Here is a 20,182-nt window from a genome sequence, read left to right on the forward strand (position 1 = left end):
TCATCGCTTCAGCGTGCAATGCTGGAGGAGTATGATGCAAGTAAAAATAACGCTCGCCGATGAACATCCCCTGATTCGACGAGGGGTTCGCGCGATGCTCAACGACATGAACAGCGCCAGCGACGGTATGGCGTTTACGCTGGCCGATGAAACGCAGACCACATCCGAACTGCTGAAACAGCTGGCGCAGCAGCTCCCTGATATTCTGTTGCTGGGCTATACGCTGAGCGGCACGCAAAGCGCCGATCCCTTGAGTCGCATGGAAGGGCTGGCGCTGGTAAAAGGTCTGAGCCAGCGCTATCCCACGATAAAAGTGATCCTGCTTACCCGCTACAAAAATCCCCAACTGATCCGGCTGGCGATCGAGACGGGGGTAAAGGGGTACGTGAGTCACAATATGAGCGAGAAGACCTTCCGCGATGCACTTACCGGCGTGCTGAACGACGAAGTTTATGTCGAACCGGCATTAATGAAAACGCTGTTTCCGGCGGAAAAACTGCCCTCAGAGGCGCTCTCTCCCAGAGAGATGGATGTACTGCGTTTACTCTGTAAAAGTGGAAACCTGACGGATGTGTCGCGGCGAATGCACCTGAGCATTAAGACCGTGAGCGCACATAAGATCCGGGCGATGGAGAAGCTGGGAGTCAAAAATGACTGTCAGCTCTATTGTCTGCTGGCCCGTACCCGGATGTTCGATATTACCCTGTGACATCCGGGCCGGGGAGCGATCAGGCGGCGGGCAGTTCGGCCAGTGGCCAGCGCGGGCGCACGGAGACGCTCAGGTCCGCCGTGGCGTTCGATTTCAGACGCACCATACCGGCATAGGCGATCATCGCCCCGTTATCGGTACAAAATTCCGGGCGGGCATAGAAGACTTCACCGCGGCGTTTTTGCATCATCTCCGCGAGCTTTGCGCGCAGCGTACGGTTGGCGCTGACGCCGCCCGCCATCACCAGGCGCTTAAAGCCGGTCTGATCCAGCGCGCGTTTGCACTTGATCATTAAGGTATCTACTACCGCATCTTCAAAGGCACGGGCGATGTCGGCGCGGGTCTGATCGTCGTCATCATTATTCCGGATGGTATTGGCGGCAAAGGTCTTCAGGCCGGAGAAGCTGAAGTCCAGACCCGGACGGTCGGTCATCGGGCGCGGGAAGACAAAGCGCCCTTCGGTACCCTGCGAGGCCATTTTCGACAGCATCGGGCCGCCAGGGTAATCGAGCCCCAGCAGCTTGGCGGTTTTGTCGAACGCTTCACCCGCCGCATCGTCAATGGACTCGCCCAGCAGTTCGTACTGACCAATACCGGTGACGCTGATCAATTGCGTATGACCGCCGGAAACCAGCAGCGCCACAAACGGAAATTCAGGGGGATTCTCTTCCAGCATCGGCGCCAGCAGGTGCCCTTCCATATGATGAACCGGGATTGCCGGTACATCCCACGCGAACGCCAGCGAACGCCCGACAGTGGCGCCGACCAGCAGCGCTCCGACCAAGCCTGGACCCGCCGTGTAGGCCACAGCGTCAATATCTTTTGCCGTAAAGCCAGCCTCTTTCAGCGCCGCCTGGATCAGGGGCACCGTTTTACGCACATGGTCGCGGGAGGCCAGTTCCGGCACAACGCCACCGTAGTCGGCATGCAATTTTACCTGACTATACAATTGGTTGGCGACGAGCCCTTTTTCATCGTCGTAGATCGCGATGCCGGTTTCATCGCAGGATGTTTCAATACCCAGTACACGCATGACTTGTTTTACCTCACTCAGATACCGCGCAGTGTAGAGCCTGGGCGGGTTGATGTAAAACTTTCCTCACCCCTGGAGTTCACTTCGTGTATACTCCTCACCCTTATAAAAGTCCCCTTTCAAAAACGGCCGCGGTGCTTTACAAAGCAGCAGCAATTGCAGTAAAATTCCGCACCATTTTGAAATAAGCTGGTGTTGATGCCAGCGGCAAACCGAATTTATAAAGGTGAGAGTTACATGCCGGTAATTAAAGTACGTGAAAACGAGCCGTTCGACGTAGCACTGCGTCGCTTCAAGCGTTCATGCGAGAAAGCAGGTGTTCTGGCTGAAGTTCGTCGTCGTGAGTTCTATGAAAAACCAACGACCGAACGTAAGCGCGCTAAAGCTTCTGCTGTGAAACGTCACGCGAAGAAACTGGCTCGCGAAAACGCACGCCGTACTCGTCTGTACTAATCTATTGAGGACGCACGTCCTCAGTTGTCAGACAGAGTAGTAGTCGTAAGGCCGTGCTTCCGGAAGGAATGCGCGGCTTGTTTTCGTTTATGAGTTCCTAAAAATTTCTGGGGCCTATGGCTGGACGAATTCCACGCGTATTTATCAACGATCTGCTGGCAAGAACCGACATTGTCGATCTCATCGACGCGCGGGTAAAGCTGAAGAAGCAGGGCAAGAACTATCACGCGTGCTGTCCATTCCATAACGAAAAAACCCCCTCTTTCACCGTAAACGGTGAAAAGCAGTTCTACCACTGCTTCGGCTGTGGTGCGCACGGCAACGCCGTCGACTTTTTGATGAACTACGACAAGCTCGAGTTCGTTGAAACCGTCGAAGAGCTGGCTGCCATGCACAATCTTGAAGTGCCTTATGAAGCAGGCAGTGGCCCCAGCCAGATAGAGCGTCATCAACGACAAACGCTGTATCAGCTGATGGATGGCCTGAATTCGTTTTACCAACAGTCTCTCAAGCAACCTGCTGCTGAGCCTGCGCGTCAGTATCTGAACAAGCGCGGACTGAGCGACGATGTCATTGCGCGTTTCGCTATTGGTTACGCCCCTCCCGGCTGGGATAACGTGTTAAAGCGTTTTGGCGGCAATAGCGAAGATCGTAAATCACTCATCGACGCGGGCATGCTGGTCACCAACGACCAGGGACGTAGCTATGACCGCTTCCGCGAGCGGGTGATGTTCCCCATTCGCGACAAGCGTGGCCGGGTAATTGGTTTTGGTGGCCGCGTGCTGGGCGATGCCCTGCCGAAATACCTCAACTCCCCGGAAACCGATATTTTCCATAAAGGCCGCCAGCTGTATGGCCTGTATGAAGCCCAGCAGAATAACGCTGAACCGCAGCGGCTGCTGGTGGTCGAAGGCTATATGGATGTGGTGGCGCTGGCGCAGTTCGACATTAACTATGCCGTGGCGTCGTTGGGTACCTCTACCACTGCCGACCATATCCAGCTGCTGTTTCGGGTGACCAACACGGTCGTCTGCTGTTACGACGGTGACCGGGCCGGACGCGAAGCCGCCTGGCGCGCGCTGGAAACGGCGCTGCCTTATATGACCGACGGGCGCCAGTTGCGCTTTATGTTCCTGCCCGACGGCGAAGACCCGGATACGCTGGTGCGTAAAGAGGGTAAAGCGGCATTCGAGGCGCGGATGGAGCAGGCTCAGCCGCTCTCCACGTTTCTGTTTAACAGCCTGATGCCGCAGGTGGATTTGAGCACCCCGGATGGCCGTGCCCAGCTGAGCACGCTGGCGTTACCGCTGATTACTCAGGTGCCGGGCGAAACGTTGCGCATCTATCTGCGCCAGGAGCTGGGCAAGAAACTAGGCATTCTGGATGACAGCCAGCTTGAACGTTTAATGCCAAAACTGGCTGAAAGCGGAGCGGTTCGCCCCGCGCCTCAGCTAAAACGCACAACCATGCGTATACTGATAGGACTGTTGGTGCAAAACCCGGAGCTGGCCCCACGCGTGCCTTCTCTGGCGGGTTTAGACCACGAAAAGCTGCCCGGACTTGGCTTATTTGCAGAACTGGTCAACACTTGTTTGTCACAGCCAGGTCTGACCACCGGACAACTTTTAGAGCACTATCGCGGAACAAAAGCGTCCGCAACCCTTGAAAAACTGTCGATGTGGGACGATATAGCAGATAAAGAGATTGCTGAAGAGACCTTCACCGACTCGCTCAACCATATGTTTGATTCGATGCTTGAACTGCGCCAGGAAGAGTTGATAGCTCGCGAGCGCACACACGGTTTAAGCAGCGAAGAACGCCGGGAGCTCTGGATGATTAGCCAGGAGCTGGCAAAGAAATAACAGAAAGACAAAAGTATTTAACGGCTTAAGTGCCGAATATCGATCGGGTAGATCCCGACAGCCGCACTGAGAGGCAGCGGCAAAAATACAAGTACGCCCTCGCTTTAAAGGTTGGCAGCCGTATCGCCGACACCAATCAAACGAATAAGTGTGGATACCGTCTTATGGAGCAAAACCCGCAGTCACAGCTGAAACTTCTTGTCCAACGTGGTAAGGAGCAAGGCTATCTGACCTATGCCGAGGTCAATGACCATCTGCCGGAAGATATCGTCGACTCCGATCAGATCGAAGACATCATCCAAATGATCAACGACATGGGTATTCAGGTGATGGAAGAAGCCCCTGATGCCGATGATCTGTTACTTGCTGAAAACTCAAACAACACCGACGAAGATGCAGAGGAAGCTGCTGCACAGGTTCTGTCGAGCGTTGAATCTGAAATCGGCCGCACCACCGACCCGGTTCGCATGTATATGCGCGAAATGGGTACCGTTGAACTGTTGACCCGCGAAGGCGAAATTGACATCGCTAAACGTATCGAAGACGGGATCAACCAGGTTCAGTGTTCCGTTGCCGAATACCCGGAAGCGATCACCTATCTGCTTGAGCAGTACGATCGCGTTGAGGCAGAAGAAGCCCGCCTGTCCGATCTGATCACCGGTTTTGTCGATCCGAACGCAGAAGAAGACATGGCCCCAACGGCGACGCACGTCGGTTCTGAACTCTCTCAGGAAGAGATGGATGATGACGAAGACGAAGACGACGAAGATGGCGATGACGACAGCAGCGATGACGACAACAGCATCGACCCTGAACTGGCTCGCGAGAAGTTCGCTGAACTGCGCGCGCAGTATGTCGTTACCCGCGACACGATCAAAGCGAAAGGCCGCAGCCACGCTTCCGCTCAGGAAGAGATCCTGAAGCTGTCTGAAGTGTTCAAACAGTTCCGTCTGGTGCCAAAACAGTTCGATTACCTGGTAAACAGCATGCGCGTGATGATGGATCGCGTACGTACCCAGGAACGCATCATCATGAAGGTATGCGTTGAACAGTGCAAAATGCCGAAGAAGAACTTCATCACCCTCTTCACCGGTAACGAAACCAGCGAGACCTGGTTCAACGCCGCTATCGCGATGAACAAGCCGTGGTCTGAAAAACTGCGTGACGTGGCTGAAGAGGTACATCGTGGCCTGCAGAAGCTGCAGCAGATTGAAGAAGAGACCGGCCTGACCATTGAGCAGGTAAAAGACATCAACCGTCGTATGTCCATCGGTGAAGCGAAAGCCCGCCGTGCGAAGAAAGAGATGGTTGAAGCGAACTTGCGTCTGGTTATCTCTATCGCCAAGAAGTACACCAACCGCGGGCTGCAGTTCCTGGATCTGATTCAGGAAGGCAACATCGGTCTGATGAAAGCGGTTGATAAGTTCGAATACCGTCGTGGTTATAAGTTCTCCACCTACGCAACCTGGTGGATCCGTCAGGCGATCACCCGCTCTATCGCGGATCAGGCGCGCACCATCCGTATTCCGGTGCATATGATTGAGACCATCAACAAGCTCAACCGTATCTCTCGCCAGATGCTGCAGGAAATGGGCCGCGAGCCGACGCCAGAAGAGCTGGCCGAGCGCATGCTGATGCCGGAAGACAAGATCCGTAAGGTGCTGAAAATCGCTAAAGAGCCAATCTCCATGGAAACACCAATCGGTGATGATGAAGATTCGCATCTGGGTGATTTCATCGAGGATACCACCCTCGAGCTGCCGCTGGACTCTGCCACCACCGAGAGCCTGCGTGCCGCCACCCACGACGTACTGGCTGGCCTGACCGCCCGTGAAGCGAAAGTCCTGCGTATGCGTTTCGGTATCGATATGAACACCGACCACACGCTGGAAGAGGTGGGTAAACAGTTTGACGTTACCCGCGAACGTATCCGTCAGATCGAAGCGAAGGCGCTGCGTAAACTGCGCCACCCGAGCCGCTCTGAAGTGCTGCGTAGCTTCCTGGACGACTAATTCGTCCTGATGTAAAAAAGCTCCCTACGGGGAGCTTTTTTTATGGCTGACGCTTCAGAGCCTAAAGCCCCCGCACCACCAGCGCCTCGTCCAGCTCCCGGTACGCCTCCACTAGCTTCTCCAGCGTTGCCCGGTTTAAACCACTCGGATTGGGCAGGACCCACACCTGCGTTACGCCGATGGTAATTTTCTGCTTTCCCCACTGCACCCCACGCTGGCTAAAAGCCTGCTCATACGCCTGCTTGCCGAGGACCGCCAGCGCCGCGGGCTGATAGTCCTCAATCTTCTTAATTAACTCGCGCCCGCCGCTGCGCAGCTCATGCAGGTTCACCTCACTCGCCTGCACAGTGGGCCGCTCCACCAGCATGGTGATGCCGCAGCGGGTATCCAGCAGCTGCTGCTCCTCTTCCGGCTTGAGTAACTTATCGGTAAACCCGGCCTGGTAGATCACTTTCCAGAAGCGATTACCGGGATGGGCAAAGTGAAAACCAGTATGGGCGGAAGACTTGCCCGGATTGATGCCGCAGAACACCACCCGCAGGCCTGGCGCCAGGATATCGCTGATCATTTTTACTCCCGATGAATAGAACACCCTAAAAGTATAAGAGATTGAAAAGGCATTGTTTATAAAAACAGCAGGCGGGTGGGTATAGCTGGATTACGGCGAGGAGTTACTTTATAATCTTCCGCCATGGCCCCTTAGCTCAGTGGTTAGAGCAGGCGACTCATAATCGCTTGGTCGCTGGTTCAAGTCCAGCAGGGGCCACCAAACAAAACAAGGGCTTAGACAGGAAACTGACTAAGCCCTTTTTGTTTTTTAGCAATCTGGGTGATGTAATGGGTGACGTTACTTCACCGCCACTACCAATCGAGAATTGAAATCGGTATGAATTTTTCAGACATGCTGGCGGTTGCAGCAAAGAAACGAAAAAAGTATCCGGAACCAGATGACTGCGTCAGCCTGTATCATATTTTGCGTTCGGCCAAACATTGCTACCCACATTCCCCATATGCGGATATCGCCTCATCGCTCGTAAAGCTTCTTACAGATCAACATGATTTAAGATTCTTTGTACTTGGCAAGGAGTCAATCACTGATGTTGAGTTATTAAACCATGCTAAAGCTTGCACATTATCTTACCAAAGAGACAAACAAGAAAAACTGACATTTGAGGAGGTGGTGAATTCCAGGACTGCCATACATTTTTCCCAGTTTCTGTCTGGGATCACTGAATCATCTCTGTCAAAGGAATCACTTCATACGCATGGCTTCTTACGTAAAGAGCTCGCGCCACTCCTTGAGTTCGAACTTCTCGACACGTATGAAGATGAACCAGATTATAAAGAAAAATATTTCGCCCTCCTGACTGAACGAGAGAACAAACCCTCTCCTCCACTAAAGGGGGAAAACTATGCAATTAAGCGAGAGGAGTTACTAATTGCAGTTCTTGCGCTTATTCAGCAAAACCAAAAAAGCAGCCAAAAAACTGTTGTCCCAACGGTTACAGACCTTATTGATACCCTCGAGAAACACGCTATAAATTTTTGGCCCTCCACAGGGAGCTTACCTATGTCTCGCCAGGCGGTAAGTGAGCTGCTTGGTTTTGCATTGAATCTTTTTGAACGTCCGACTCAGGACATTGAAAGTCTTAGAGCAGCGAAAAAACAAAAAAGAAAAAACGTTGATAAATAATAAGTTACGCAAGGTACTATAGGACCTTTCACAAGGTACGGAGGTAAACTCACTCTGAGTCTGATTAAATCTCAATGGTTTCAATACACTTCATTGGGAGTCAGCAGTTTGAAAAATAAACCAACCATGTCTGATAAGGTTATCGCCCTTCATCAGCCCCAACGTCTGATTCGCATCAGTGCAATGCTTGAGCTTCTCGGTTGCAGCCGTACAACCCTGTATCGTTGGGTAAAGTCCGGAAACTTTCCTCAACCCCTAATGCGTGGCGGTAAAACCCTCGGCTGGCCTGCCAGTTTGTATGAAGGCTGGCTTGCGCAAAATGCGAAATAACCATCGAATCAAAGGGCTGGAATTTCCAGCCTTTCTTTTCTCTGTTGGTGTAACCAGCTGAAACAATAAGCTCATCAAATCATAACAGCGCAACGAATCGAACTTTAATATAACTCCATGATAAATAGTAAAACTGCCAGCAAAGATTCTATTCTTCAATGCGCGGTAATTAATAATATTACCCGGAGCTCTGCTTACCCTGACATCAAAGCTGGTGGGGAGTTTCTCTTTGACAATGTACTCTGGCCAGTTATGCCTGAGGAGAGTCAGCAGAATATAAAAATCATGAATTCTCTGTTCCGGGCCATTGATAAAACTTACCGCTGTTGTTCTCGCTTTCTGGCAATACGCTATGACTTTCACTTGCCTCAATACAGTCCTGACAATAGAGTTATTACTGCCTTCCATAAACTGTTAATTCCTGCCCTCAGGAAGCTCTATCCCAAAAGCTTCATGCGGGTGTTTTGGGTCAGAGAGCAGAATAAGGCTCCCGCTCAGCATTACCATTATCTTCTGATGATGGATGGCAACGTTGTCCGCCATCCCCACAAAATTAATCAGCTGGTGAAGTGCTATTGGAAGCACGCTACCGACGGTAGGGTCTGGTTACCTAAGCACGGGTACTATCTGGTTACCCGGGACGATACCGAAGCCCTAACGGCATTGCTCCTACGGGTTAGCTACTTTGCCAAGCGATACTCAAAAACACATATCGCTGATGGTATTGACCTTTCCGGGACTCAGCATTACTCATGCCTGAAAAAAGCCAGACGTATCAAGCCAGCTCAATTGCAGATTAATCCTGCTGCTTCTGTACCTGCGCAGAAACATTGCCCTTTACCCGGCAAACTGGATCCACTTTTTGCAGAGAAGGAAAGCCAGTTTTCAGGCGAGCAGATTGAATATGAAACGCCAGAGGACTTGTTCAAGTATGTAACGACGCCAGTGGATATAAAAGCACTTCGCAGTAAAGCTCTTTTAAGAGCACTACGGAGACTGCATACGCACAAGAAAAAAGATTCAATAACCACACTGCCCGGTAGCATTCATTCAAGCCTGACTCCCCATTGGCTGCGTCACTTTGAGCGCTACTATCGAGAGTACTGGCCTTGCAATATCAGCGTCAGGCAGTACTGCCACTGGTATTACCTTAATCCAGGCACCGCAGGCCGCTACCTGTGCAATTACCCAGCGAGTCTAATCAATCCGTGGTTATTGAAAGCTTGGTTGTAGCAAATTACTAAAAAGCAGGAGAGGTAAATGGATACTGAGGGTAATAATGAATATGACTGGGGTATTATCGAAAAAAACATACGCCGTATATATGGGAACAAAGCATACCGACGTATAACAGAGGATGAATGGTGGAGATATAAATATTGTGAGCGTCGAAAAATGCTTAAAAAACAATTAGCACGAAAAAAGAATTTTGTCGCTAAGTCATTGGCATTTTCTTCTTTTCACGATGATCCAAACACTGTGGTGAAGAAAAATAGACGAAATGGTCAACGCAGTCGGTGGAATATCGATAGGTTTTCCAGAAGAATTTATATTGAAGATTTGGGATCGCTTGATACCGTGGCGCATTTATTGACAAAAATGTCATGGCATCCCCACCACTCATATATTTTTGCTGTAGCACTCTATCCCGGCGTAACCAGCAAACAATTAGCAGAACACCTCGGAATGTCCAGCTCAAACCACAGAATGGTATTCCGACGTTTGAACAATGACCTTTATCTCGTTGGCTGGCAATTTGTTTCATGTCAGCTGAATGCTCAAAACAAACCATGGGGCTGGTATCTGGAGAAAATTTGAGACGTGATCACAAAATGTGATCACGTATATCTGATCACATTCGCTTTGCCTGAACCGGTATATCTGATCACCCATTCGTGGAATACTAGCGACGAGTAAGGCCTTACCCTGTCTGGGTTAGTAAGCATTTTGATGTTTTGATCAGGTGACGTAAACGCCACAAAAAAACCGGTGTTCAAAAACACGAAATAAATTTCGTTTGTCTCGTTACGGGCGATCAATAAAGTGATCAAATGATCACTATGATGATACTTGCAGCCCTGAGATGGCTGCTTTGGCTGCTGACTGTTGAAGAATAACACTGACTGAGTTAATCAGGAGTCCAAACATAACATTCTGTTGGTAGTTTGCCGGGTCGTTGTCATCCTTCACCCCATAGTTGAATACTGTAGTGGTCAACTAAAACTGGCCACCGCGTTAGAGTTTTTCCAGTATCGGTTTTCCGATTCGTTTGGTGGTAACCCACAGTTATATTCATGCGGCCTGAGCGCGCTGTAATACCCAACGATATAGTCCGTTATAGCGTGAGCTGCTTCGCTGAAGCTTACGTAGCCCGTCACCGGAACCCATTCGTTCTTCAGGCTCCTGAAGAAGCGATCCATTAGGCTATTACCGTCTGGTTTTTCAGGACGGTTTTGCCAGTATTTGTAGCTGCTGCGATGAACCCCGAACACGTGGCAGAGAGAGGCCACTGGATAACGCGCCCTGAGCTTCCCGATTAACGAGAACTGTTCAGGGAGGCTGACATCAAGAGCGCGGTAGCTTTTTTAATATTTATTTTTTAATTTCAATACGTTGTAACTTTTTCTTCAGCTCACGTATTTCGATTTGTTCTGGTGTTATCGGAGAGGCTTTTGGTGTTTTGCCCTGACGCTCTTCGCGCAGCTGCTTGACCCATTTCGTCATCGTGGAAAGACCGACATCAATAGCTTTTGCAGCATCAGAGACGGTGTAGTTTTGCTCGACAACCAGCTGAGCGGATTCGCGTTTGAATTCAGGACTAAAATTTCTTCGTTTCATTGGTACGCCTGTATTGTTCTGAGATGAGCATATCACCTCTATTCAGGTGGCCAAATTCAGTAAACCACTTCAGTCATCTACTTCTTCGGTCATCAGCACTTCTTTCAGCTGACGCGCCGTAGAACCGCTCTGCGAGGAGTGCGCTTCATCGGCAATGACCGCGTATTTACGCTGCTTGAGGCTGACGCTGTTTTCAATCGCCTTCAGGACAAACGGGAAGGTCTGAATGGTAACGATAATGATTGGCTGCGAGTTTTCCAGCGCGCTCGCCAGCTTCTCCGATTTAGAACCATCCCCCTCTTTATTATTGATACGCCCGACCACGCCATCTTGATGCTCAAACTGATAGATGGTGTCCTGCAGTTGGTCGTCAAGCACGGTGCGGTCCGTCACCACTATCACCGAGTGGAACTGCTTCTCGCCATGCTCATCGTACAGGCGGGAAAGCTGGTGAGCTGTCCAGGCGATAGAGTTCGATTTGCCCGACCCGGCACTGTGCTGAATCAGGTATTTGTTGCCAGTCCCTTCCACCGTAGCGGCCGTAATCAGTTTGTTCACCACATCCCACTGGTGATAGCGCGGGAAAATCAGGCTCTCGCTTTTGTACTTCAGGCCAATGGCGTTTTCTTTTTCGACGATTTGCAGATGCACGAAGCTCGCGAGAATTTTCAGCAGATTGTCCGGCAGCAGCACCTCATTCCACAGGTAGCTGGTGGCGTAGTCGTTGGCATCTTCCGGGATATCATTCCCCGCGCCGCCGTCATGGGTGCCTTTGTTAAACGGCAGGAAGAAGGTTTTATCGCCCTCAAGTTTGGTCGCCATAAACACTTCGTACTGGCTGACGGCAAAGTGCACCAGCGCCCCACGTTTAAAGGTCAGCAGCGGCTCGGGTTTATTGGTGCCTGAGTCTTTTGGCAAACGCGTTTTCTTATATTGCGTAATGGCGTTTTGCACCGTCTGCTTAAATTCAGACTTCAGTTCGAGGGTTGCTATCGGCAGGCCATTGACGAACAACACCAGGTCGATACGCCATTTCTTCGCCTTAACGCCCGTTTCTTCAAATGCGGCGTTCGACGCATGCTGGCTGTAAACCAGCTCCGGCACGATGCGGCAGATATTCTGTTTGTAGCGCGCAAGGGTTTCTGGGTTGAGGTTATGTTCCGGCTTGAACTGACACAGGGAGAAACGCGCATTATGACTTTTGATACCATGACGCAGCACGCCGAGCGTACCGTAAGTGCGAGACAAAACATCGGTGGCGTTGATATCCGCTTTTTTCAGCTGCGCCACCAGCGCATCGAGGAAATGACGTTCGGTATCGGTAGGGTAAATTTTGGCAAACTTCTCCCACTCCTGCGGCTGTGTGGTCTGCACAAAGGTCAGCGCATCCTGCGAGTACAGCGCACGTTCGCGATCGTAGCCTTCAGCTTTGCCACAAACCCAGCCTTTTGTTTCCATCTGAGCAATCATCTCATTCTGGAAAATCAGCTCTTTGGTGCTGTCCATGCTCATGCGGTGGCCTCCTGTGATGCCTCGATATCCTGCGTGTCAGGAGCAACCCAATCGCGGACGTCGATTTTTCCAGTCACGGCGGCGGAAATCAGGGCGGTGCGGCGCTCCTTTATTTTATCAACAGCTTCAGAACTTTTTAGAATTAAGAGGTCGATTTTTCCAACCTTTGATTGGATGAATTTCGTAATGTTTTTTTGCTCATCAATTGGAGGTATAATAGCCACTTGTTCTTTTATCATAGTGCCAGTAATCAAAGGTTGAGCATTATGATTTGCCAACTTATTTAAGTCTAAAACTTTCAGATACATTTCAAGATAATCAACGTCAAAATCACAACCATATATAATCTTTAACGCATTATCTGTTACCCAACAAGACCTTCGTATTTGATGGACATTTCCGCACAAAGCACCAACGCGCCCAACAACAAGACAATTCCCATCATTAGTTTTTGATGTAAAACCCATTACACCATTCCCCCCGATTACTGGGTTCATACAATCATTACTTTCATCGGTTTCAAACTCTTTATTATTTAAGTATGTACCGCTTGAAACAGAAATATACCAACGAAGATACCCGCACTTCCAATGTTTGGGAACTTCCCCCAACCATTCCACACCAGAATCTTTCATCGGCACATCGGGGTTTAGCCCTTTGGTGACGGCATGACTAATCACTGCCTGACGTTTTTCTTTCAGCAGTTCAATCAGTTGCTGTTGCTTCTCGATCAGGTTATCGATTTTTGCGGTTTCGTGATCGAGGAAATCTGCGATAAATACATCGAGATTATTGGGTGGTATAAGAACAGGGAAATTATTAATATTTTCCTGAGTCATTGTTGGCATTCCACTGCCAGTATTTACAATTCCTATTTTAGATTTTATTAAAGATGTATTAAACCAGTATGCTAAAAACCTAGGCTCGACAGCGATTTCCTTTATTAATGCCATTTGAGGATTAATAGTCATAGGCTCGCTAAAATCTTTTATGATTGTAGATTTTCCATACGTCGAACCAGTTTTTACGAGTAAAATATCATTTTTCGTAACAATAATTTCAGGTGATTCGTAATATTTTTCCCAACGTAGAAAGGTTTTCTTTTCTAAAGAAAATTTTTCATCAACAATGTTAGAAGGACTTAAGACGATAGCACCTTCCCCTTCCCCAACAATATCATCAACCGTATAACCTCTAAAGCCAATACGACCATATATTGACGCAACATGCTTTAGACGAGAAACACTCCAACTTTCAGGAATCTCCCCCAACCACTCAACCCCAGAATCCTTATACTCCGGATACTCCTTATACTTAGCCATCAGGAATGTACCTCCTGCAGCAGCTTCATAATCTCGGCGCTGACCGCATCCAGATCGGCATCAATCTCTTCGAGCAGGCGCGGTGGTTGATAGACGTAGAAATGGCGGTTAAACGGGATCTCGTAACCGACAATCCCCACCTCGCCATCTTTCGCATCACGTTTATCGGCGTTGATCCACGCGTCATTCACGTGCGGCAGCACTTCTGCTTTGAAGTAATTTTCAATCAGGTCGCTGGTAGGCACCGCCGGGTTCAGCGGCACGTTTTCGTTATCACGCAGGTCTCCGTCTTGTTCAAACTCGACCACTTTGCCCTTGTATTCAAACGCACCGTACAGCGGCTGGGCGGCTTCTTTCAATACCTTCTTCACTACCGGCTCGGCATCCGGGTTTTTGGTGGTGATGGCATCGATAAACTGCTTGTTCTCTTTCGCGTCCAGCTTCACGCCAGCCGTTTTGATGGCTCCTTTCAGGGTCAGCTGGAACTGATTGAAGTCATTGCTTACCAGCGTTTTGCCACCCGCCTGCGTACCCAGTGCGGTCTGAATCTGCTGTGCTTTTTCCATCAACCCGCGCTGAGCCAGCCACAGTTTGCTGTCGAGCAGGTCTTTAATCTGTTTCTCTTTCAGCTCGGCAAATTCGGCTTTGATGATGGCGCGCGCTTCGACTTCCCGTTCGGAGAAATCACCGTAGGTTTCCTCCTGCCACTGAGATGCGAACTCTTCATACAGACGTTCCATTGGCGCGTTAAACGGCTTCGACGCAAAGCGCAGCGTCGCAATCGTCCCATCCGTCACCTGAGCAGATAACCGCAGCGGGCGCTCAATGGTCAGACGGCGATAGCCAAAGTCGGTGCTGTTAAAGATTTTACTGGCGAAGGTTTTCGGCGCTTCGGTTTTAGCGGTGGCAGGCTGGCGACCACGGCTGGATTTTTGCTCGGCGGCTTTTTGCAGACCCAGTTCTTCCAGAGAAGTGGCATCCACCGCTTCAAACTCGCCGAAGGTCTGGGTGACCAGCTTGATATCGTCTTCGCCCATCAGGTTACGCTTGGAACCCAGTGATTTACGCATTTTTCCACACAGATTAGTGCCATCAATCAGCTGTACTTTGCCCTTACGCTCAGGCGCTTTTGAATCGCCACAGATAATCTAGACACTTCCGAGCCGCTGATAATATTGTTTTTCGTATTCAGTTGGTGGCATATGATCACTCGAACCATGCCGACGCTTACTGTTATAAAACATTTCGATGTAATCAAAAATATCACCGCGAGCTTCTTCTCGCGTTCCGTAGATCTTTTTCTTTATCCGTTCACGTTTCAGTAACTGGAAAAAACTTTCTGCGACTGCGTTGTCATGACAGTTACCGCGACGGCTCATACTGCCCTCCAGCCCGTGTGATTTCAGGAACGACTGCCACTCATAGCTTGTGTACTGACTGCCTTGATCAGAATGAACCAGCACCTGCTTTTGAGGATTACGTCGCCACACGGCCATCAGAAGTGCATTCAGGACAATATCCTTTGTCATCCGGGGCTGCATTGACCAGCCAATAACTTTGCGCGAGAACAGGTCAACAACCACAGCCAGATACAGCCAGCCTTCGTGAGTCCGGATGTAGGTGATGTCCGTTACCCAACGCTCATCCGGTGCTTCCGGGTTGAACTGCCGCTGGAGCCTGTTGGGCGTCACGATGCTGGTTTCACCCTTACGTGCCCGTGGGCTACGGTACCCGACCTGAGCCCTTATCCCGGCACGCTTCATCAGTCGCCAGACACGGTTAACTCCGCACTGTTGTCCGGTATCCCGCAGGTCGAGGTGGATCTTGCGATAACCATAAACGCAACCCGACTCCAGCCAGAACTGCTTTATCAGCCCCGTCAGTCTCAGGTCAGCATGATGCCGCCGTGAATCCGGCTGCTGAAGCCAGGCGTAAAAACCACTCGGATGCACATCCAGCACCCGACAAAGCAGTCGGACAGGCCAGCAATGGGTGTTGTCACGGATAAAGGCGTACCTCAGTCGGACAGCTTTGCGAAGTACGCCGCGGCTTTTTTTAATATGTCCCGTTCGTCGGTAACCCGCTTCAGCTCTTTCTGGAGGCGTCGGATCTCAGCCTGAGCGTCTGACTGGACTTTATTGGTTGAGGAATCCGGGCCATATGCCTTTATCCAGGCATAAAGACTGTGGGTGGTGATACCGAGACGTGTTGCCACGCTGGAAACAGAATGGCCGCGATCAACAACCTGTTTTACCGCTTCAATTTTAAACTCTTCGGGATAACGCTTACCGCTCATGGGCACCTCTCTTTAAGTCATCTTAAATGACTCTGAGGTGTCTGTTAAACCCGTGGCGATTCAGTTTAGCGGCATGCAGGCGCAGGGCGCGAGACTGCCTGGCGAGCGGCGCTATCTGGCGCGCGAGCGAAGTGAGCTGCATGGGCTGGATGTTTCTCGTGGCCTGTACGACGAGATTTGTGCGCTGCGCGGGTAACGAGCATCCCCGGCGGCGCTGCGCTTGGCCGGGCCACGCGATCCGTCAATCTGCACTCATCGGTTCCCTCTCCCCTATGGGGAGAGGGCTAGGGTGAGGGGGAATAGGCACGCTCGGTGATGCAAAATCGCGCAGCTACCCGTATTAATAGTCACAATTTCTATAAAGTTTTGTCTTTTCCCGCCGAAAACTCGTTATTCGTCCGGAGGAAAGAGAAACATGTTAAAACGTATAAAGATCGTCACCAGCCTCGTGCTGGTTTTGGTGTTGTTTGGCCTGTTACAGCTGGCGTCAGGGGGACTGTTCTTTAACTCTTTGAAGCATGGCAAAGAGGACTTCACCATTCTGCAAACTGTGCGTCAGCAGCAGTCCTGGCTGAACGGGAGCTGGGTTGCTCTGCTGCAAACCCACAATACCCTGAACCGTGCCGGGATCCGTTACATGATGGATCAGAACAATATCGGCAGCGGCGCTACCGTTGCCGAGTTGATGCAGATTGCCACCAAATCACTGTCTGATGCGGAAAAACGCTGGACCGAGTACGAAGCGATGCCGCGTGACCCGCGTCAGAGCGAAGCGGCGGCGCTGGAAATCAAACGTAACTACGACATCTACCACGGCGCGCTGTCCGAGCTTATCCAACTGCTGGGTGCAGGCAAAATCAACGACTTCTTCGACCAACCGACTCAGGGTTATCAGGACGGCTTTGAGAAGGCGTACGTCAACTATCTGCAACAGAACGACAGCCTGTACGACCTGGCGGTCAACGACAGCAATGCCTCCTACACGCAGGCCATGTGGATCCTGTTTAGCATGATGATCGCCGTACTGGCCGTGATCATCTCCGTCTGGCTGGGCGTGCGCAAGACGCTTATCGAACCACTGAATCGTTTAATCGACAGCATTCGCCACATTGCGGGCGGTGACCTGGTCAAACGCATCGACGTGGAAAGCGACAACGAAATGGGCGAGCTGGCACACTCTCTGCGCCATATGCAGGGTGAACTGGCGCGCACCGTGGGCGAAGTTCGTCAGGGGGCTCACGCGATTTACAGCGGCGCGAGTGAAATTGCGATGGGTAACAACGATCTCTCTTCACGTACCGAGCAGCAGGCGGCTTCTCTGGAAGAGACGGCGGCGAGTATGGAAGAGCTGACGGTGACCGTGAAGCAGAACGCCGAAAACGCCCGTCAGGCGAGCCATCTGGCGCTGAGCGCATCGGAAACCGCGCAGAAGGGCGGTAAAGTCGTGGATAACGTGGTGCAGACCATGCGTGATATCACCGCCAGTTCGCAGAAAATTTCCGACATTATCAGCGTGATTGACGGTATTGCCTTCCAGACCAACATTCTGGCGCTGAACGCCGCGGTGGAAGCCGCACGTGCCGGTGAACAGGGGCGTGGTTTTGCGGTGGTCGCCGGTGAAGTTCGTAACCTGGCGCAGCGCAGCGCCCAGGCGGCACGGGAAATTAAGAGCCTGATTGAAGACTCGGTAAACCGCGTTGACCTCGGTTCCACGCTGGTAGAAAGCGCGGGCGAAACCATGGATGAAATCGTGAATGCGGTGACCCGCGTAACCGATATCATGGGCGAAATTGCTTCCGCATCTGACGAGCAGAGCCGGGGTATCGACCAGGTTGGCCTGGCGGTATCGGAGATGGACCGTGTCACCCAACAGAACGCCTCGCTGGTGGAAGAGTCCGCGGCAGCCGCCGCGGCGCTGGAAGAGCAGGCTAGCCGACTGACGCAGGCGGTGGCCGTGTTCCGCATCCAGCAGGGCCAGGCAAGTACTGCGCGCGAACCGGTCAGCGTGGCCGCTGCGCCAGCGCCGGATACGCTGCGTAAAGCGGCGGCAACCGACACTGGGGAAAACTGGGAAACCTTCTGATATGACATGCGCCCCTGTCAGGGCGCATTAGCTCAGCATCAGGCGCATGGCGCAGCGTGATTCATACGCCATGCCGTGCGCCACTTCTTGTGCCAGCTTTTGCCGTAGCGCAGCGTTCAATGACGTTTCCGGTAGCATTTCGAATCCCATTCGGGCATACCACGGCGCGTTCCAGGGTACATCCCGAAAGGTGGTGAGCGTGAGCGACGTGAAGCTCCTTGCTTTGGCCTCTACCGCGACATCGCTAAGAAGGCGTCGACCTAACCCTATTCCCTGACTCGCCTGATGCACGTAGAGCTCGACAATAAACAGCGTCGAATCCTGTGCTTCTGCTAACAGAAAACCACGCGGTTGACCGCTGTGTTCTACCACCCAACTCATTTCCTGCTGCAGATAATGCTGATGGCAACGGGCAGAGATGACGGGGCCTTGAGCGAGCCAGCTCAATTCGGGGATCTGCCGAAAGCATTGCCCGGCGGCGCGTTCAATGTCTGGAAGTGCGGCGATATCCGCAGCAGTGGTCGGACGAACGAGAGTTATCATGGGGCAAGTATAGCCTGTCGTTAACCGGCGCAAACCAAAATTGGCGAATAAAAGTTACTGATAATCATCGCATTATCCGGCGTTTTGCGAATGCTCAACAGCCGTTTCTGACCAGGGGTAATACCCAGCGCATATTTTTCAAATACCCCTGCGGGCACGGGTAATGCTGCCAACTTACTGATTTAGTGTATGATGGTGATTTTAAGGTGCTTGCGTGGCTTCCATTTCCATCAGATGTCCTTCCTTCTCCGCTACTGAAGGCGTGGTGCGTAACGGCAAAAGCACTGCCGGACATCAGCGCTATCTCTGCTCTCATTGCCGTAAAACATGGCAACTACAGTTCACTTACACCGCCTCTCAGGTAATATCCAACGATATAGTCCGTTATTGCGTGAGCTGCATCGCTGAAGCTTACATAGCCCGTCGCTGGCACCCATTCGTTCTTCAGACTCCTGAAGAAGCGCTCCATTGGGCTGTTATCCCAGCAGTTTCCACGCCGACTCATACTCTGCCTGATCCGGTATCGCCACAGTAACTGCCGGAACTGCCTGCTCGTATAATGACTGCCTTGATCGCTGTGGAACATCACCCCGACGGGCTTACCACGGGTTTCCCATGCCATTTCCAGTGCTTTCATGGTAAGCCTGCTGTCCGGCGAGAACGACATGGCCCAGCCCACTGGTTTTCTTGCGAACAGGTCGAGAACAACGGCGAGGTACGCCCAGCGCTTACCCGTCCAGATATAGGTCACATCACCGCACCACACCTGATTTGGTTCCGTTACGGCGAACTGTCGCTCAAGATGATTCGGGATAGCAACGTGCTCATGACCGCCACGCTTATACCGGTGAGTCGGCTGCTGGCAACTGACCAGCCCCAGCTCTTTCATGAGTCTGCCAGCAAGCCAGCGCCCCATCTGGTAGCCTCTCTGGGTTGCCATTGTGGCGATGCTTCTTGCTCCGGCAGAGCCGTGGCTGATGCCATGCAGTTCAAGTACCTGGCTGCGTAATACAGCCCGTCTGCCGTCTGGCTTTTCAGGACGGTTTTTCCAGTATTTGTAGCTGCTGCGATGGACCCCGAACACATGGCAGAGAGTGGCCACAGGATAACGCGCCCTGAGTTTCCCGATTATCGAGAACTGTTCAGGGAGTCTGACATCAAGAGCGCGGTAGCCTTTTTTAATATTTCATTTTCCATTTCAGTACGTTGTAGCTTTTTCCTGAGCTCACGGATTTCAATTTGTTCCGGGGGGAGGCTTTTGGTGTTTTTCCCTGCCGCTCATCACGTAATTGTTTCACCCATCGCGTCATTGTGGAAAGGCCGACATCCATAGCGCTGGCTGCATCTGCCACGGTGTAATTCTGGTCAACGACCAGTTGAGCGGATTCGCGTTTAAACTCTGCGCTGAAATTTCTTTTTTTCATTATGGCACCTGTGTTGTTCTGAGGTGAGCATATCACCTCTGTTCAGGTGGCCAAATTCAGTAAACCACTTCA

Annotated in this window: 14 protein-coding genes, 1 tRNA gene and 6 pseudogenes; 12 read left to right on the forward strand and 9 right to left on the reverse strand. The window is 51.4% G+C overall.

The annotated features are described in order from the left end of the window. The first annotated feature begins 31 nt into the window (after positions 1-31). Positions 32-709, forward strand: a complete 678-nt coding sequence (locus tag FHC51_RS01950) for a response regulator transcription factor (protein ID WP_246842248.1) — start codon at positions 32-34, stop codon at positions 707-709. A 19-nt stretch (positions 710-728) separates the two neighbouring features. Here FHC51_RS01950 and tsaD read toward each other — a convergent pair whose 3' ends face one another. Beyond that, positions 729-1,742, reverse strand: coding sequence for a tRNA (adenosine(37)-N6)-threonylcarbamoyltransferase complex transferase subunit TsaD (tsaD, locus tag FHC51_RS01955; RefSeq protein ID WP_156239793.1), 1,014 nt, complete (start codon positions 1,740-1,742; stop codon positions 729-731). Positions 1,743-1,979: 237 nt separating this feature from the next. Here tsaD and rpsU point away from each other — a divergent pair, with 237 nt between their 5' ends. From rpsU to rpoD, 3 genes are all read left to right on the forward strand, one after another. Continuing rightward, entirely contained in the window at positions 1,980-2,195 is a 216-nt protein-coding gene (gene rpsU, locus FHC51_RS01960; protein ID WP_001144069.1) for a 30S ribosomal protein S21, read from the forward strand. Positions 2,196-2,311: 116 nt separating this feature from the next. Then, entirely contained in the window at positions 2,312-4,057 is a 1,746-nt protein-coding gene (dnaG, locus tag FHC51_RS01965) for a DNA primase (protein WP_103177014.1), read from the forward strand. A 122-nt stretch (positions 4,058-4,179) separates the two neighbouring features. After that, positions 4,180-6,069 carry an RNA polymerase sigma factor RpoD gene (gene rpoD, locus FHC51_RS01970; protein WP_309236369.1) on the forward strand — a complete coding sequence of 630 codons (1,890 nt, stop codon included), beginning with the start codon at positions 4,180-4,182 and terminating at the stop codon, positions 6,067-6,069. A 61-nt stretch (positions 6,070-6,130) separates the two neighbouring features. Here the strand turns inward: rpoD and mug are convergent, their stop codons facing one another. Next, on the reverse strand, positions 6,131-6,637 hold the full coding sequence (mug, locus tag FHC51_RS01975; protein ID WP_220434800.1) for a G/U mismatch-specific DNA glycosylase: 507 nt from the start codon (positions 6,635-6,637) through the stop codon (positions 6,131-6,133). Positions 6,638-6,762: 125 nt separating this feature from the next. Here mug and FHC51_RS01980 point away from each other — a divergent pair. From FHC51_RS01980 to FHC51_RS02000, 5 genes are all read left to right on the forward strand, one after another. Beyond that, a tRNA-Ile gene (locus FHC51_RS01980) sits at positions 6,763-6,838 on the forward strand. Between the two features lie 117 nt (positions 6,839-6,955). Continuing rightward, positions 6,956-7,762, forward strand: coding sequence for a hypothetical protein (locus FHC51_RS01985; protein ID WP_220434801.1), 807 nt, complete (start codon positions 6,956-6,958; stop codon positions 7,760-7,762). 108 nt (positions 7,763-7,870) lie between these two features. Continuing rightward, positions 7,871-8,092: an AlpA family transcriptional regulator gene (locus tag FHC51_RS01990; RefSeq protein ID WP_225988644.1), complete on the forward strand. Its 222-nt coding sequence runs from the start codon at positions 7,871-7,873 to the stop codon at positions 8,090-8,092. Positions 8,093-8,209: 117 nt separating this feature from the next. Next, positions 8,210-9,325 (forward strand): inovirus-type Gp2 protein, encoded by a 1,116-nt coding sequence (locus FHC51_RS01995; protein WP_213705950.1) that lies wholly within the window; start codon positions 8,210-8,212, stop codon positions 9,323-9,325. A gap of 27 nt (positions 9,326-9,352) precedes the next feature. Further along, entirely contained in the window at positions 9,353-9,910 is a 558-nt protein-coding gene (locus FHC51_RS02000; RefSeq protein WP_213705949.1) for a hypothetical protein, read from the forward strand. A 395-nt stretch (positions 9,911-10,305) separates the two neighbouring features. Here the strand turns inward: FHC51_RS02000 and FHC51_RS02005 are convergent. From FHC51_RS02005 to FHC51_RS02025, 5 genes and pseudogenes are all read right to left on the reverse strand, one after another. Next, positions 10,306-10,930 (reverse strand): annotated as a pseudogene (locus FHC51_RS02005) (transposase). Positions 10,931-11,002: 72 nt separating this feature from the next. After that, positions 11,003-12,442 (reverse strand): annotated as a pseudogene (locus FHC51_RS02010) (DEAD/DEAH box helicase family protein); the annotation flags it as partial. Further along, the gene (locus tag FHC51_RS02015) at positions 12,439-13,764 is read right to left on the reverse strand and encodes a restriction endonuclease subunit S (RefSeq protein ID WP_220434802.1); all 1,326 of its coding nucleotides are present in this window, start codon (positions 13,762-13,764) and stop codon (positions 12,439-12,441) included. The gene FHC51_RS02015 and the pseudogene FHC51_RS02010, both read right to left, overlap by 4 nt. Continuing rightward, positions 13,764-14,909 (reverse strand): annotated as a pseudogene (locus FHC51_RS02020) (SAM-dependent DNA methyltransferase); the annotation flags it as partial. The gene FHC51_RS02015 and the pseudogene FHC51_RS02020, both read right to left, overlap by 1 nt. A gap of 3 nt (positions 14,910-14,912) precedes the next feature. Next, positions 14,913-16,060 (reverse strand): IS3 family transposase gene (locus FHC51_RS02025; protein ID WP_094283415.1). Its coding sequence is split into 2 segments (ribosomal slippage): positions 14,913-15,823 and positions 15,823-16,060, totalling 1,149 coding nucleotides; the frame shifts between segments, so codons are not numbered across the junction. Positions 16,061-16,124: 64 nt separating this feature from the next. Between FHC51_RS02025 and FHC51_RS02030 the strand changes: the two are divergent. Beyond that, positions 16,125-16,256, forward strand: a pseudogene (locus FHC51_RS02030) (oxidoreductase); the annotation flags it as partial. A gap of 219 nt (positions 16,257-16,475) precedes the next feature. Beyond that, positions 16,476-18,143 carry a methyl-accepting chemotaxis protein gene (tsr, locus tag FHC51_RS02035; RefSeq protein WP_213705947.1) on the forward strand — a complete coding sequence of 556 codons (1,668 nt, stop codon included), beginning with the start codon at positions 16,476-16,478 and terminating at the stop codon, positions 18,141-18,143. Positions 18,144-18,170: 27 nt separating this feature from the next. On the opposite strand, the gene FHC51_RS02040 is transcribed toward tsr, so the two are convergent. Then, positions 18,171-18,686, reverse strand: a complete 516-nt coding sequence (locus FHC51_RS02040; protein ID WP_220434804.1) for a GNAT family N-acetyltransferase — start codon at positions 18,684-18,686, stop codon at positions 18,171-18,173. Between the two features lie 214 nt (positions 18,687-18,900). On the opposite strand from FHC51_RS02040, the pseudogene FHC51_RS02045 reads away from it, so the two are divergent. Then, positions 18,901-19,104: pseudogene (locus tag FHC51_RS02045) on the forward strand (IS1 family transposase); the annotation flags it as partial. Here the strand turns inward: FHC51_RS02045 and FHC51_RS02050 are convergent. Beyond that, a pseudogene (locus tag FHC51_RS02050) lies at positions 19,048-20,110 on the reverse strand (IS3-like element ISEc52 family transposase); the annotation flags it as partial. The pseudogenes FHC51_RS02045 and FHC51_RS02050 overlap by 57 nt on opposite strands. Positions 20,111-20,182: the final 72 nt, after the last annotated feature.

Origin of the sequence: Leclercia sp. EC_58, from assembly GCF_019584355.1 — a bacterium.
Classification (GTDB): domain Bacteria; phylum Pseudomonadota; class Gammaproteobacteria; order Enterobacterales; family Enterobacteriaceae; genus Enterobacter.

Excerpts from the sequence above, each read along its gene's own strand:
- FHC51_RS01950 (WP_246842248.1), top strand. The coding sequence starts at position 32 with ATGATGCAAGTAAAAATAACGCTCGCCGATGAACATCCCCTGATTCGA.
- tsaD (WP_156239793.1), bottom strand. The coding sequence starts at position 1,742 with ATGCGTGTACTGGGTATTGAAACATCCTGCGATGAAACCGGCATCGCG.
- rpsU (WP_001144069.1), top strand. The coding sequence starts at position 1,980 with ATGCCGGTAATTAAAGTACGTGAAAACGAGCCGTTCGACGTAGCACTG.
- dnaG (WP_103177014.1), top strand. The coding sequence starts at position 2,312 with ATGGCTGGACGAATTCCACGCGTATTTATCAACGATCTGCTGGCAAGA.
- mug (WP_220434800.1), bottom strand. The coding sequence starts at position 6,637 with ATGATCAGCGATATCCTGGCGCCAGGCCTGCGGGTGGTGTTCTGCGGC.
- FHC51_RS01985 (WP_220434801.1), top strand. The coding sequence starts at position 6,956 with ATGAATTTTTCAGACATGCTGGCGGTTGCAGCAAAGAAACGAAAAAAG.
- FHC51_RS01995 (WP_213705950.1), top strand. The coding sequence starts at position 8,210 with ATGATAAATAGTAAAACTGCCAGCAAAGATTCTATTCTTCAATGCGCG.
- FHC51_RS02000 (WP_213705949.1), top strand. The coding sequence starts at position 9,353 with ATGGATACTGAGGGTAATAATGAATATGACTGGGGTATTATCGAAAAA.
- FHC51_RS02015 (WP_220434802.1), bottom strand. The coding sequence starts at position 13,764 with ATGGCTAAGTATAAGGAGTATCCGGAGTATAAGGATTCTGGGGTTGAG.
- tsr (WP_213705947.1), top strand. The coding sequence starts at position 16,476 with ATGTTAAAACGTATAAAGATCGTCACCAGCCTCGTGCTGGTTTTGGTG.
- FHC51_RS02040 (WP_220434804.1), bottom strand. The coding sequence starts at position 18,686 with ATGATAACTCTCGTTCGTCCGACCACTGCTGCGGATATCGCCGCACTT.